General features: G+C 45.9%; 14 protein-coding genes and 1 pseudogene. 7 read left to right on the forward strand and 8 right to left on the reverse strand.

Translation table 11 applies throughout. The annotated features are described in order from the left end of the window. The coding region (locus tag QUA40_RS24345) for a hypothetical protein (protein ID WP_333130655.1) at positions 1-187 on the reverse strand (187 nt) is incomplete at its 3' end. A gap of 47 nt (positions 188-234) precedes the next feature. Continuing rightward, positions 235-528 (reverse strand): hypothetical protein, encoded by a 294-nt coding sequence (locus tag QUA40_RS24350; protein WP_333130657.1) that lies wholly within the window; start codon positions 526-528, stop codon positions 235-237. A gap of 480 nt (positions 529-1008) precedes the next feature. Here QUA40_RS24350 and QUA40_RS24355 point away from each other — a divergent pair, with 480 nt between their 5' ends. Then, the gene (locus tag QUA40_RS24355) at positions 1009-1173 is read left to right on the forward strand and encodes a hypothetical protein (RefSeq protein WP_333130659.1); all 165 of its coding nucleotides are present in this window, start codon (positions 1009-1011) and stop codon (positions 1171-1173) included. A 107-nt stretch (positions 1174-1280) separates the two neighbouring features. Here QUA40_RS24355 and QUA40_RS24360 read toward each other — a convergent pair. The 3 genes and pseudogenes from QUA40_RS24360 to QUA40_RS24370 form a co-directional block, all read right to left on the reverse strand. Further along, positions 1281-2107 (reverse strand): annotated as a pseudogene (locus QUA40_RS24360) (IS1 family transposase). Next, positions 2100-2327 carry a hypothetical protein gene (locus tag QUA40_RS24365; protein ID WP_333130661.1) on the reverse strand — a complete coding sequence of 76 codons (228 nt, stop codon included), beginning with the start codon at positions 2325-2327 and terminating at the stop codon, positions 2100-2102. The pseudogene QUA40_RS24360 and the gene QUA40_RS24365 overlap by 8 nt, the downstream one beginning before the upstream one ends. Before the next feature lie 181 nt (positions 2328-2508). Continuing rightward, a complete protein-coding gene (locus tag QUA40_RS24370; RefSeq protein ID WP_333130663.1) occupies positions 2509-3546 on the reverse strand; it encodes an NADP(H)-dependent aldo-keto reductase in 1038 nt (345 codons plus the stop codon). 205 nt (positions 3547-3751) lie between these two features. Here QUA40_RS24370 and QUA40_RS24375 point away from each other — a divergent pair, with 205 nt between their 5' ends. The 5 genes from QUA40_RS24375 (at position 3752) to QUA40_RS24395 (ending at position 10782) form a co-directional block, all read left to right on the forward strand. Beyond that, positions 3752-4891, forward strand: coding sequence for a DegT/DnrJ/EryC1/StrS family aminotransferase (locus tag QUA40_RS24375; protein ID WP_333130665.1), 1140 nt, complete (start codon positions 3752-3754; stop codon positions 4889-4891). Positions 4892-5040: 149 nt separating this feature from the next. After that, positions 5041-5916: a cyanoexosortase B gene (gene crtB, locus QUA40_RS24380; RefSeq protein ID WP_333130667.1), complete on the forward strand. Its 876-nt coding sequence runs from the start codon at positions 5041-5043 to the stop codon at positions 5914-5916. An 8-nt stretch (positions 5917-5924) separates the two neighbouring features. Then, entirely contained in the window at positions 5925-6635 is a 711-nt protein-coding gene (locus QUA40_RS24385) for a cyanoexosortase B system-associated protein (protein WP_333130669.1), read from the forward strand. Between the two features lie 129 nt (positions 6636-6764). Then, the gene (locus tag QUA40_RS24390; protein WP_333130671.1) at positions 6765-8342 is read left to right on the forward strand and encodes a polysaccharide biosynthesis/export family protein; all 1578 of its coding nucleotides are present in this window, start codon (positions 6765-6767) and stop codon (positions 8340-8342) included. Between the two features lie 163 nt (positions 8343-8505). Continuing rightward, positions 8506-10782 (forward strand): AAA family ATPase, encoded by a 2277-nt coding sequence (locus QUA40_RS24395; RefSeq protein ID WP_333130673.1) that lies wholly within the window; start codon positions 8506-8508, stop codon positions 10780-10782. Between the two features lie 236 nt (positions 10783-11018). Here QUA40_RS24395 and QUA40_RS24400 read toward each other — a convergent pair whose 3' ends face one another. Beyond that, a complete protein-coding gene (locus tag QUA40_RS24400; RefSeq protein ID WP_333130675.1) occupies positions 11019-11297 on the reverse strand; it encodes a hypothetical protein in 279 nt (92 codons plus the stop codon). A gap of 445 nt (positions 11298-11742) precedes the next feature. On the opposite strand from QUA40_RS24400, the gene lpdA reads away from it, so the two are divergent. Beyond that, on the forward strand, positions 11743-13185 hold the full coding sequence (lpdA, locus tag QUA40_RS24405) for a dihydrolipoyl dehydrogenase (RefSeq protein WP_333130677.1): 1443 nt from the start codon (positions 11743-11745) through the stop codon (positions 13183-13185). A 186-nt stretch (positions 13186-13371) separates the two neighbouring features. Here lpdA and QUA40_RS24410 read toward each other — a convergent pair whose 3' ends face one another. Both QUA40_RS24410 and QUA40_RS24415 read right to left on the reverse strand, forming a co-directional pair. Next, positions 13372-13761 (reverse strand): HEPN domain-containing protein, encoded by a 390-nt coding sequence (locus QUA40_RS24410; RefSeq protein WP_333130679.1) that lies wholly within the window; start codon positions 13759-13761, stop codon positions 13372-13374. Then, the gene (locus tag QUA40_RS24415; RefSeq protein WP_333130681.1) at positions 13758-14084 is read right to left on the reverse strand and encodes a nucleotidyltransferase domain-containing protein; all 327 of its coding nucleotides are present in this window, start codon (positions 14082-14084) and stop codon (positions 13758-13760) included. The genes QUA40_RS24410 and QUA40_RS24415 overlap by 4 nt, the downstream gene beginning before the upstream one ends. Positions 14085-14166 lie beyond the last annotated feature (82 nt).

Below are 14166 nucleotides of genomic sequence, written 5' to 3' on the forward strand. Positions count from 1 at the left end.
CTTTCTGACTGGCAGTACGAGTATTTTTTAGTTGTTTTTCTAAAAATTCTACACTTTCTTCAATTGTGATTTTTAAATTACGAGCCATAAAACGCACCATACACGCTATCTCTATATTATATGCAGCTTCACATAAAATTGGTATTAAGCATTTAAGTGAAGTGCGATCGCCCTTTACCATTGTCATATTTTTTGGATGGGAAGGGCGATCGAGGTTTCTATGAGATTCCTAGTCTATCCGTAACATATTCGCGATCGTGACATTATGCAGTTTGATGAACCATCGTTTTCGCAGTAATTTGGCTGACAATCAAGTTCGCGCTTCAAGTCATCTATTATCTGTTGCTGGTCTTTAATAGTTTCATCCTTTGCTTCGTTTTCCTCAAGCAGACTGCGGTGCGACTCCGCCAAAGCCCGGTGCGACTCCGCCAAAGCCCGGTACGACTTCGCCAAAGCAGAGAGAGCGATCTTAGCCCGCCGAAGGTTGGCAAACAATTGTCCGTCTTGTGGGTTACAGTTGTGGAACATATATTTCAAAGTAGTTGGGTTTACTTGTGTTGGTTTGACCTCTTAACTTCACACCAACTGAGCTACCTAGCGAAAGCGAGGGCACTGTCTGAATTTGTACTTCAGGCGGGCCTTTTCCGTTTTTAGTGACTGGGTATCCTCATCAATAATTATATATCAGTGTTTAGACTTGTAGCTAGCATGACTTGACATTTTTTCGGTCGTGGGCTATCCTGTTAACAGGAACAGCAAACTGGTTGCCCTACTCTGGGCAAACAACGCTCCCTATTAGGGATTGAAATATGCTTGCTACAAGTCAAGTTTGCTATTCCAAGCCCTCCTATTTAAACTCCATGTTTTTTAGGAGGGTAAATCCCTATCAGGGAAACTTAATAGAACGTTTACTTTAAAAGTATTGTTGACTATGATTGGGGCTTTGCGAAACCAGGGAAATAGATTACTCACTTCAGGATAGTACGGGCTTGTTCGCCCCTCTCTCCCATGTCCTCTGCGTCAAGAGCGATCGCCCAAAACATCCTCTTTCATTGTGGTACGGGCGTCTCGCCCGTACATGATTTGTGGTACGGGTGTCTCGCCCGTACATTATCTGCGGTTGAAATATTCATTGACAACAAAAAGTGCGCCTATTCCCAGCGCTGGGAATAGATGTTAAACAAGGTTAAAATATTCATTAACCACAAAAAGGTCGATCGCCCAAAACCCCACCCAAACCAACTACTTTCCTAATACCACAGTATCCGGGCGTTGCTGAATCAAGGTATGAATACCCCAGGAATGGGAATATCGTGAAATTTCAAGTAATGTATTAATAACTTAATAGAATGCTTGAGCATTTTCTCACACTTAGAATAACAAAGAGTCTTCCGATGTAGTCTGGCTAAATAATGTCTTAGTCTTGTATTTTCTCCTTCTAAGGAGTGTCATATAAGTCTTACTGATAATCTGATCCTCATCAGGAATAAACATGGGATATACAGACCATCCATCAGTTACATAAAAGTAGCAGTTCCATGCACTTACTTGGTTCCATAATGGTTCAAATGTCTTAGCACGCTAGATCCCCTAAGCTGTTCGACATTTAAACTGTCTGTCAAAAATCAATACAACTCTTGTGGGACGGGCTTCTAGCCTGTCCGGAATTTCCAATTTAAATGCGTAACAGCTTAATACCCATCCTAAAATTCCTGGTCGAAAATGGTCAACCGCTGTCCACAACCAGATTTTGTCTGTTTTTTTTTACATAAGTTTGTAATTCATCGAGCTCGCCAACTGGTGGAATGACTTCAGGGTCATAAACATCTGGTAACAGTTCTCCGACTTGTTTTACCCAATTTATTACCGTGGTATGATGAACTCCCTTAACTCGTTCTATCGGCCGTAAACCCATACCATTGACGTACATTTTTAGGCAATCACGTTTGATGCTCTGGCTATAACCTCGATGGGATTCATACTGATTAATGAATTGACGACCACATTGCACACAAATGTGATTCTGTTTTCCTTTCTTCTTGCCGTTTTTACGGATATGGGTTGATTTACATTCGCTTGCATTGCATAAATTATTCCTCCTATTCATACTCTAACTCAGCAACGCCTACCACAGTATCCGTACTGCTAGCAAAAGCCGGACGAATAAATTCCTCCTTCTCTTCCAGCGTGATGTAACCCTTATCCACAGCTAGCTGCATCACTTCCTCAAGAAAACCTCTGAGCACATCTAATACGTGAGTGCGATCGCATTCAAAAACCTTTTCCCAACCAAAAGTTTCAAACTTCCTCAAATAAAACTTACGCATGGGAACTCAGAAACCGGGTTTTTTGCGATAATACTTCGTTACAGCCCGCAGATTCAGTAAAAAACCCGGTTTCTTTGGCGGAGTGCGTAAGTTCTGTCTATGTAATTTTCGCATATTAAAGCGGTAAGTTGGGTGAAGTGAAACGTAGGGTTCGTTACCTCAACCCAACCTACTAATAAACTTACGGTGTCGGATTCGGATACTTAGCGTGCACCGCATCGATTTCCGCTATAATCTCCCGATCCAAATTCACCTCCAAACTACCGATATTTTCCTCCAACTGTTCTAGGCTGGTTGCACCGATAATTGTGCTAGTTACAAACCAGCGCGATCGCACATACGCCAAAGCCATCTGCGCCGGACTTATCCCATGTTTCCCCGCAATCTCAACATAGGCTTTCACCGCATCATTCAGATTAGTTTTATCATAACGCTGACCAAATCCCGCAAATAAAGCCAACCTAGAATTTTCGGGAATTCCATTCAAGTATTTACCCGTTAACAGCCCAAAGCCCAAAGGACTGTAAGCCATCAATCCCACATTCTTAAAGCGGCAAGTTTCTGCTAAATTTAGGTGAAATGTCCGATTGCTCAAACTGAAAGCATTCTGAATCGAAACAACCTTCGGCAAGCCGTGTTTTTCAGCCAACGTGCAAAACTCGCAAACTCCCCAAGGCGTCTCGTTACTCAAACCCAAATAGCGGATTTTCCCAGCTTTAATTAAATCAGCAAATACCTCTAACTGTTCCAAAATCGGTACTGTTTCCTGTTCTTGGGCGATGTCGTAATCCGGCGCGCCAAATAAGGGCACGTAGCGGTCTGGCCAGTGGATCTGATAGAGGTCGATGTAGTCAGTTTGCAAGCGCTTCAGGCTGTCATTCAGCGCTTTTTCGACATTTGGGCGATCGATCTGATTTTTCCCTTCCCGAATCCACTTTAATCGAGTGCTTCTCCCCGCCACTTTAGTAGCTATAATGACTTTATCCCGCTGCTGTTTCGCCAACCATTCGCCGATATATTCCTCTGTTTTTCCCTGAGTTTCTGCCTTTCCAGGGACGGGATACATTTCTGCCGTATCGATAAAATTGATTCCTCTATCGATCGCAAAATCGAGCTGTTGGGCCGCTTCTGCAACGGTGTTCTGCTGGCCGTAAGTCATCGTACCCAAACAGATTTCCGATACTGATAAGTCGCTGTCGCCGAGTTTTTTGTATTCCATGATTGCGATTGCTGTAAAATTATCTGCTTCTATATTACCGAAAAAATTTCATTTATTTGCTGACTCAAAAAAAAGTACGTGAAGGGCAGCTCTTCCGTAAATAATCTCCATTTTCCCTCTGTTACTAGGCGCCCTCTGCGGTTAAAATATTTTAAAAGCTATCCGCACTTAAATGTTAATATAAATAATTACGCCCTGATAGTTTATGAGTAATCGCCCGCCCAAAGTTCCCTTTGTAAATTTCTCCCTGCAACACCACCCAATCCAATCCCAAATAGCAGAAGCAATTATAAAAATCATCCAAGAAGGAGACTTTATTTTAGGTCAAGCACTCGCCGAATTTGAAACAGCATTTGCAGCAGCTTCTGGAGTAAAATACGGCGTAGGAGTGGCTTGTGGAACTGATGCGATCGCTCTGGGACTGCAAGCTTGCGGCATTAATCCGGGGGACGAGATTATCATCCCGGCTAACACCTTTATCGCTACGATAATTGGCGTGATTCAAGCCAAAGCTATACCTATTCTTGTAGATTGTGACCCGGAAACCGCCCTGATTGACCTCACAGCAGCCGAAACAGCAGTTACCTCGAAAACTAAAGCAATTATCCCCGTACACCTCTACGGTCAAATGGTATCGCCCGGGCAGCTTTTAGATTTTGCGAAGCGCCACGATTTAATCATATTTGAAGATGCCGCCCAAGCGCACTTAGCCCACAGAGAAGGATACCGCGCGGGTTCCATTGGTAAAGCAGCAGCATTCAGCTTTTATCCCAGCAAAAACCTCGGTTCTTTTGGCGACGGCGGGATGTTAATTACTAACGATGCACAACTCGCAGACAAAATGCGAACTCTCCGCAATTACGGAGCACCAAGCAAATATTTGCACACAGAAATCGGTACAAACAGCCGCCTCGACAATTTGCAAGCCGCCGTACTCAATGTGAAATTGCCTTACTTAAAAAAATGGAATCGCGATCGCACCGCCGCCGCCCAATACTACGATACTCTACTAGAACCCCTGAAACACAAAGGCATTGTACCGATCGCCAACCACAGCAGCAGCGGTCACATTTATCACCTCTATGTTATCCAAATTACTGAGAAAAGCTCGATCGACCGCAACACCCTTCAGGAAAAACTCGCCCAAGACGGGATTCAAACAGGCATACACTATCCCCTACCTTGTCACCTGCAACCCGCCTACCAAAACTTAGGCAATCGGGGCGACTTCCCCCACGCAGAAACCCTGTGCCAACAAATTTTATCATTGCCAATGTATCCCGGATTGAGCAATACTCAGATCGAGCAAGTTGTTAGGGCGATCGAACTATCATTGAATTGCTAATTGTTCATAAAATTTATGCTGGAGGTGTTTCAAGCAGTAGGGTGCGTTTCTCAAAGCGTTTTGGTGGGGAATTAACAAATCTTTAACTCACAGTTTAAAACCCGAAAGCGTTGCGAATCCAGCGCGGCAATCTTAAAACTTCTCAAACCATGCACATCCAGCGCAGAATTCGCATTGTTTTCAAGCGATACCTCCTGGGGGAAGGTATCACGGTGCTCCTAGTGCTACTGTACGCCCCCCTGCTAGTACACTGGTACGACGGCTGGCTCAACAAAAGCATCAGCATCGAACACGAATATTTCAGCCACGGACTCATTGGTTTGCCCTACGCAGCTTATATTGCTTGGATGAACCGAAAGTGCTGGCGCAGCTTGCCCAACTCACCGAACCCTTTGGGAGGCTTTTTGCTGATACTAGCCACGCTTTTTTATCTGAGTCGCTTGAGCGATTTAGTAAATTTATCCCTCCCCGTAATGCTGGCCAGCATTTGGTTATCTTTAAAAGGAATTCCCGGCTTACAATTGCAGGCGAGGCCGCTTTTATTCGTATTTCTGGCCTCGCCGAACCACATTCCTTACCTTATAGAACCCTACGCCTTGCCCTTGCAGCAATTCATTGCTGAAACATCAGGCTGGATATTAATTAAGGTTGGTATCAACGTGAGAGTGGAAGCAATTTATCTGTACGTAAACGAGCGCATTGTAGAAGTTGCTCCACACTGTGCAGGCTTAAAAATGCTGTTTACCAGTCTTTATGTCAGCTTAATTCTGCTGGATTGGATGGGAGTTTGGAACTCTCGCAAAAAAAGTATTTTGTTTTTAGTTAGTACCTCTATCATTAGCATTACTTCCAATATTTTACGCAACACTTTGCTAACTTACTTTCACGGAACCGAGAGAGAGGGGCTTTTTACTTGGCTGCACGCCGGATGGGGAGGAGATTTGTATTCTGCTTGTATACTAGGGTTATTGGTACTTCTCCTCAACGGGATGGAAAAGTATTTCCCCAGTCAGTCTGGCAATTAATAAAACAGATGATTTCAGCACAGAAACTACTGCGACGGTATCAATTATCTAAAATTATGGTACTGGTGTTTTTGCTGGTATTAGTTGGGGCAGTAGCAATTCCCGGCTACGCGACGGGAAGGTGGCCTTGGACAAACCCGCCAACCCTTGCCAACCTTAAGCAATTAAGAAGTTTGCGCCAAAACGGGATAAAAATTCCTGGGTGGCAGGTTATAGCCGTTCAGAATAACGTCCAAATTGGCGCTCACAGATGGTTAGTTGAAGAAATTAAAAATGATCAAACAATTGCCATTTTATTGCTGTTGCCTCAAAATTACGCCAAAAACCAGCCCCAAGTGGAATGGCTAGATATCGATGGATTTCACCGGTGGCAAACCGATTCTCATCGCACTTTGAGGTTTACAGTTAAATTAGCACCAATACCCGACCAGCCACCGCCTAATGTCGAGGCCAGGTTTTTCCGAAGCTGGACTCCCCAACAAACTTTTGCTGTCGTGCAGTGGTACGCTTGGCCTAACGGGGGTTCTCCAACAACCAGCCGCTGGTTTTGGGAAGACAGCATTGCTAGACTCTCGAACCGCCGCGCCTCTTGGGTTGCTGTCAGTATCATCCTTCCCATTCAACCGCAGGGCGACATTAAGATAGCTCAACCCTTGCTCGAATCTCTCGGTGAAAGTGTTCAGGCTAAATTAATTACAGAAACTTTTCGGTTTGAGTAAGTAGGTAGGTGCAAATAAATCAGCCTAGGGCGTGGGCTGGTTTTGCGACAATAAACTGCTTCCTAGTAAATATCCGGATTCAACTCGCCCCTAAAATATCTTAGTGTTTTTTCTAGTCGCTATATTTAGATGAAACTTACAACTCAGGTCATTATTCAAAATAATACTTTTTTAAATCCTCTCAAAATGCGGGAAAAATCCCCAATTAAAAATCGCCTCGCTTTTTCCTTGGCAGGCCTGTATTCAACTGCTTGGACTCTATCTTTTGCTGCTGTATTCTGGGGTTTTAATAGCAAAAATTTTTCGGAAACGGCTTTAGCTCAATCTGTTGTTCCTGGTTCCGAGCGACTCGTGGCGTCACCGCCATTGCGTGTACCGCCACCGCCGCCTGCCAATTTCAACCGGGATATTAACCCAGCTTTTCGGAATCGGCCCTACCGCCTGGGCCCGGGAGACCAGATTTCTGTTCAAGTTCAGCGCTTCCCAGAGCTAGGTTTTACGGGTGCAATCAGCCCTGAAGGGGTAATTGTACTGCCGCTAATCGGAACAGTAAATGTGCGTGGTCTTACTGTGGAAGAATCACAGCAGCGCCTCCGGGAGCGCTTTGGCCAATTTATCAAAAATCCTCAAGTCTCGGCTGCTTTGCTGGTTCAGCGCCCCGTAGTGGTGACGGTGACGGGGGAAGTGGCCAGACCGGGTTTTTATCCGCTGCAAACCCCCCAGCTTCCTGCTGCTCTGGCGGCTGCTGCTGGGACTACTCCTACGGCGGAACTGCGGGCGGTGCGGGTGCGGCGGACTCTGCCGGGAGGTGATGTGGCGGAGCAAGTTGTTGATATTTTGACACCGTTGCAAACTGGTATTGCTCCGCCGGATTTGCGTTTGGAAGATGGAGATGCGATCGTCGTACCGTATAAACAGGTTATGCCCGATCGCAAATCCGATCAAGATTTAGCATCCAGGTACAGCCTCGCTGCTGCTGCTGTCCCCGTCCAAATCACTGTCACCGGAGAAGTCAGCAAACCTGGTTTTTACACGCTTCCGGCGGGTTCGGGTCAAATTTCGGCTGCTTTGGGGATTGCGGGGGGAGTCACGGGAAAAGCCGATTTGCGGGCGGTGCGAGTGCGACGGACGCTGATGGACGGCTCGTCGGTGGAGGAACCAATCGACCTCTACACTCCCCTAGCAAACGCTAACGATTTGTTTGATTTTCCTTTAGCCTCGGGAGATGTGATTGTCATCCCGGAATTGGACGCTAGTACCAAAAACCTAGACTATGACAAAGCTCTGGTGGCGCGGTCTACCCTGATTAAGCCCAGGATCTACGTTCGAGTTTTGAGTTACGCTAGTGGTGGTTTGACCTCGTTCTACGTAGAAAATGGCAGCAAGTTCTTGGATGCTCTCAACAACTTGCCTGTTAACTTAGCTGACTTGCGGAAAATAGCCCTGATTCGGTTCGACGAAAAGCAAGGTAGAGCAATCAACCGTTCGATAGATGCTAAAGCTGCTTTGGAGGGCAATGTTGCTCAGAACCCGATGCTCGAAGATAATGATGTGATTGTGATTGGTAGGAATTTGGTAGAGCGCATTAGTTATGTAATCAATACTTTTACTCGACCATTCCGGGATACTTTGGGATTTATTCTGTTCTTTGAGCAGTTGAGAAATGGGGTAAAAGATCTGTTTGGCCCGTCACCTAATAATAGGTAGTCATACCATTTTCAATTTTCGATTTTCGATGGGGAATGACTTATGCGATATGCGTTTACAACTTACCTACAGTTGCAGCTTTTGGGGAAATGGGTATCATTTGTCAGCAATCATTAGTTATCGTTAACAATTAGCAATCTCAAATTTTAAATATAAAATCGTCATGACTTTATCCGTTGTCAAACGTTATTTAATTGCTTTCGACCAATACAAGTGGGTGGGACTGGCTACTCTCGCGGTGACTGTGGGCGTGTCAGGAGTAGTGGCTGTGCAGCCAAAGGCGGCGTCAGTTTACGTTGCAATAGGTACCCTGGCCTACGACAGGCCGAACGTGATTTTTTCATCGACTACTACTAAAATTCAACAGGAAGGACAAGAAATAACTAAAGAGATGCTGCTGGATAAAATGGTAGTTAAACCAGCAGCAGAAAAACTCATCAAACCCGAAGAAAAATTAAACAAAGAAGAAGCGGCAAAAAAAGCACAAGCTTTGGCTAAAAAGCTGGGAAAAGATGTGCAAGTAAAGATGCCCAGTAAGAATAATGACCCCAGCGCTTTGATTCAAGTATTGTACAAAAATGCCGATCGTAAAAAAGCAGTAGAGGTAGTAGAGACGCTGATGAACGAAATGGTGGAGTACAGCAAAAAATTTAATACTTCTAGACTGCGAGCAACGATCACCCAAATTAACCAGCGTTTGCCGAAAGTAACTCAGGAACTTAGAGAGACGGAAGCAAAACTTGAAGCCTACGAAAAACGAGAAGGAACTTCAATTTTAGCAGCTCAGAGCGGTGCTTTGCCGCTAGCGATTACCAGCAGCCAACAGCAGCAGCGGCAACTCCGCGTGCAGTTGGGAGGAATTGAAGCTCAAATTAATAGTTTGCAGGATCGCTTGGGATTGAATGTGGAGCAAGCTTACGTCGCTCAAGCACTCTCTGCCGATCCAATTATTGCCCAACTGCGAGTGCAATTGTTTTCGATCGAATCTCAGCTCAAAATTCTCCGCAGCGACTTGCAGGAGGAACACCCGAAAATTGTAGAATTGCTCAAACAAAAACAAGCTTTTGAGCAGCAGTTGCAGCAGCGGCAATCTGAGGTACTCGGCGGTAACGGGGTGGGGGCTCCGCTCAGAAGTGCCGATCGAATTCGGGTAGACTCTTCTTTAGATCCGGCCAGACAGCAGTTAGCTCAAACTTTGATTGCTTTGCAAACGCAGCGGGATACGGTGCAACAGCAACTCCAAGGAATCGAGAAAACTGAAAAAGAATTGCGTCGGGAACACGCGACAATCCCCAACAAGCAGTTAGAACAAGCGCGGTTAGCGCAGCAAGTGGCGTTCAAAAAAGCTCTCTACGACAAGATGCAGTCGGCTTTGGTAGATGCTGAGGCGGCGGTAGCTGAGACAACGGGGAGTTTGAGAATCGCCCAATTGCCACAAACTGATGACGTTGAGTCAAACAAGAGAGGTTTGCCCGTGATGCTGGCGGTGGGCGGATTTGTGGGATTGCTGCTGGGCGGGGGGTTGATATTTTTGTTGGGGATGCTCAACGGCAAGTTTTACAGTTGGGAAGAAGTGCGGGCGGCTTTGGTGGAAAAAGAGGTGCCGATACTGGCAGTTTTGCCTGAAGTGACGGTGTTTGATTCCTACGGCGATGAAATGCCTCTGGCCCTGGAGGCAAATTCTCCCTATTTGGAATTTTACGAGCGGTTGCGTACTAATTTGCGCCGGATCGGCAACAAACCGGTGAAGGTGGTGTTGCTGACTTCGGCGGCGCCTTTGGAGGGGAAAACTTTTAGTGCTTACAATTTGGCAATTGCATCGGCTCGATCGGGTAAACGGACTTTGCTAATTGAAGCAGATTTGCGATCGCCTTCTAACGTTGAATCTTTGAAAATTGCTGCTGATCCTCTGGCGACTGTGGAACCTTTGCACTATTACGGCAATATTAGCGAGTGCGTCCTTTTGGTTCCAGAGGTAGAGAACCTATACGTCGTGCCGAGTCCCGGCTTTTTGCGGCAAGCCTCCGCCGTACTAGAATCAAGCGAAATGCGGAGATTGTTTGAGGATGTTCGCAACCGCTTTGATTTTGTGGTTGTGGATTCTCCGGCCTTGAGCGAGTGCAACGACGCGCTGACGCTGGAACCCTACACGGACGGTATGATTTTGGTGGCGCGGCCTGGTTACACTTTGTCTAGTATGTTGTCTGAGGCTGCAGATCAGTTGCTGGAATCTGAGGATGAGGAGTCGCATAAATACGGGCCGCGGCTGTTGGGAGCGATTATTAACGGTGCTGATATTCCGGTGAAGTTCCGCAATGATATTGATGAATGGGAGTTGCCTTTGAGTGCGATAGGCGATCGCGCGATCGAAGTGCGATCGAGGCAATTACCGCAGCACTCAAAGCCTAAAACTAAGGCTATTAATAGTAAATTGAGCTAATTTATTTGGCTTAATTCTTGTAAAGCAATCCTCAACGAAATATCAATATATTGTAGGTTGCAACCTAAACAGCTTAAGCTTAAAGCACCGTTAACAGCCAGTCGATTTTAGATTTTAGATTTGAGATTTGAAATTTAAAAATTGACTCCACAGATGAATCTGGGAGCTGGAACTTCGGTCTAAAATTTTTCGCTTGTCAACAGTCAACAGTCAATACTTGAAAATGTGTCAACGCACTATTGATTGGATTCAGGGCGTTTCTGGTGTTTGCTCTGGATAAACTGTTCCAAATCGGCGATCGCATCTTCCAAATCCGACAAATTAATTTTCGCAGGTCTAGTCTTCTTCGGCAAACTCGAAGACTGACTCGAAGACTTAGCCGGAGGCGGTGGAGATTTAGGTTGTGCCGCTTGAGTGCTGTTCGATTCTATAGAATCGAACAATTCATCCAGGGACTCAAAAAATGATTGAGCCGAGGCCCGGCGTAAATCTTTCTGGTCGTCGTCATCCGTCATAAGCCACTCCATAGGGTCTAAAAGTTGCCAACAAACTCTGTCCGCCCCGGCGCGTGCAGATATTAGACATGAAAACCGAGTAAAACAAGCAGGAGGACAGAATTTAACCGGGCGATGGGAATGCCTGTGGCTGAACTTGCTGCCCCATATAAAACCTGCAACGGGCATTGTCAGCCTTCAAACTATATTTAACTCTACACCCGCCTACTGAGTGATTTGAGACTTGGTGCAGACCCAGCTCAAAATCCTTGACCCTGAAAAAATCTCAGTTACGGCTCTTTCGTTGTCTAATTAACCCTAGTCTAGTCGAGAATAAGGAAACAGGACTTATGCAACTATTACCGCTGTTCAAGGGTTGCGATGGCAACGCGCCAGCTCGAAAGGACGGACATACGGTGTTTTTTGCTTGAATCCTAAGATTTCAAAGGCATTAGGAGATTTTAAGGTGACTCAGGGATTTGATTACGATTTAGCAATTATCGGCGCTGGCGTGGGCGGACACGGCGCGGCCATACACGCGGTTAGCTGCGGCCTGAAAGTGGCAATTATCGAAGCAGCGGACATGGGGGGGACTTGCGTCAACCGCGGCTGCATTCCCTCTAAGGCGCTGTTGGCGGCTTCCGGGCGGGTGCGGGATTTGCGGAATGCCCACCATCTGAAGACTTTGGGAATTCAATTGGGGAGTGTGGATTTCGATCGCGGGGCGATCGCCAATCACGCTAATACTATTGTTAGCAAACTTCGTGGCGACTTGACCAACAGCCTCAAACGTTTGAACGTGGATGTCATCCAAGGTTGGGGCAAAATTGCCAGTGCTCAAAAAATTACCGTCGAAACCGATAAAGGTGAGAAAACTATTACTGCCAAGGATATTATCCTCGCTCCCGGTTCAATTCCTTTCGTCCCCCCTGGGATAGAAATTGACGGCAAAACTGTATTTACCAGCGACGATGCTGTTAGGTTGGAATCGCTGCCGAAGTGGATCGCAATTATTGGTAGCGGTTACATCGGTTTGGAGTTTTCGGATATTTACACGGCCCTAGGCTGCGAAATTACGATGATTGAAGCTCTAGATCAATTGATGCCGACTTTTGACCCGGATATTGCTAAGTTGGCAGAACGAGTGTTAATTGCACCCCGCGATATAGAAACAAAAGTTGGGTTGTTGGCGAAAAAAATTATTCCTGGTTCGCCGGTAATTATTGAATTAGCTGATTTCAAAACTAAGGAAGTTGTCGAAGTTTTGGAAGTTGATGCTTGTCTGGTGGCAACTGGCCGGGTTCCGGTGAGTAAGAATTTGGGGTTAGAAACTGTTGGCGTGGAAACGATGCGCGGTTATATCCCAGTTAACGATAAGATGCAGGTTTTGGCGGCGGCGGGAGAACCGATCGCGAATTTGTGGGCGATCGGCGATGTTAACGGCAAAATGATGTTAGCGCATTCTGCGTCTGCTCAGGGAATTGCTGCGGTGGAAAATATTTGCGGGCGATCTCGCGAAGTTGACTATTTGAGTATCCCGGCGGCGGCGTTTACTCACCCGGAAATTAGCTATGTGGGAATGACGGAACCTGCGGCGAAGGAGTTAGGAAAAGCTGAAGGGTTTGAGGTCGCTTCTGTCAAGAGTTATTTTAAGGGAAATTCTAAGGCTATTGCGGAGGGTGAAACCGACGGTATGGCTAAGGTGATTTACCGGAAAGATACTGGGGAGTTGTTGGGAGTTCACATTTTCGGTTTGCACGCTTCGGATTTGATTCAGGAAGCGGCAAATGCGATCGCCCAGCGCGATTCGGTGAACACTTTAGCATTCCGAGTTCACACTCACCCGACGCTTTCGGAAGTCCTGGATGAGGCTTTCAAACGGGCGGCTGGAGCGGCGGCCGGTCATTAGTTTGTAGGGGCGGTGCTCTTGTTTTACACTTCTGGACACACTCCACGCAAAGAAACCGGGTTTTTTACCTAATCTGTGGGTGGGAACGAAATATTTTTGTAAAAAAACCCGGTTTCTCGCCCCCGCGTAAGTGCTATTTTTAGATACCCGACTTTTTCAAGAAGTCGGGTATCTGGGTATTCTATTTTAGGGCGGCGGTAGAGTGCCGATCGCATTTTGGGCTAATTCTATAAATTCTTCAGCTTGGGCGATCGATTCTGCGGCTTGATCGCTGGTAACGGCATCAAGTTCGCCGTAGTCTCCAGCATTTCGCAACTCTTGAGCTCTGATGAGGTATTGGTGAAACTTAACAGGAACTCTTTCTGTACGAGCAAATTCTCTGCCAAAGGCGCTAATGAATGCGGAATGTTTAGAAAAAGATAACCCTTCCCCTTCTAAAAATGCTTCGGCAATATAAAACATGGTGTAGTAGGCGCGAGATGCTGCATAATCCGGGTATTCGCCATCTAACATTAACTTGGCTGCTGAAAGGCTTTGACGAGCTTTTGCGAGTAAGTTTAATTGAGCAGATGTCATATTAAAATTCCCTCTTTACGGATATTTCTGAGCAAAGGGCCTTGATAATTAGTGAATTTTTCTTCATTCATAAACTGGCAGCTAATCACTTCATCATTTTGGAGCGACAAATCTGCTACAATCTCAAGAGTTCTATCAATTTCTTCGCCTGCTTGAACAGGCGCTTTCAGAACTACTAACACATCTATATCTGAGTCTGGATGTGCATCGCCTCGCGCTTGGGAACCGTAAAGCACCATTTGGGTGAGCCGATCGCCGTAGAGTTGCTCGAAGTGCGATCGTAATTGCATCAGTATGTTCTTAAGTTTATCGTTAATGCTCATATCTGTTATACGGAATCCGGTTGACAAAGGTCTACAACAAATCATCAATAAGTCAACCAATGATAATTGGTCAAAGCCTTAA

Source organism: Microcoleus sp. Pol11C3 (assembly GCF_036701485.1).
In the GTDB taxonomy this organism is placed as follows: domain Bacteria; phylum Cyanobacteriota; class Cyanobacteriia; order Cyanobacteriales; family Microcoleaceae; genus Microcoleus.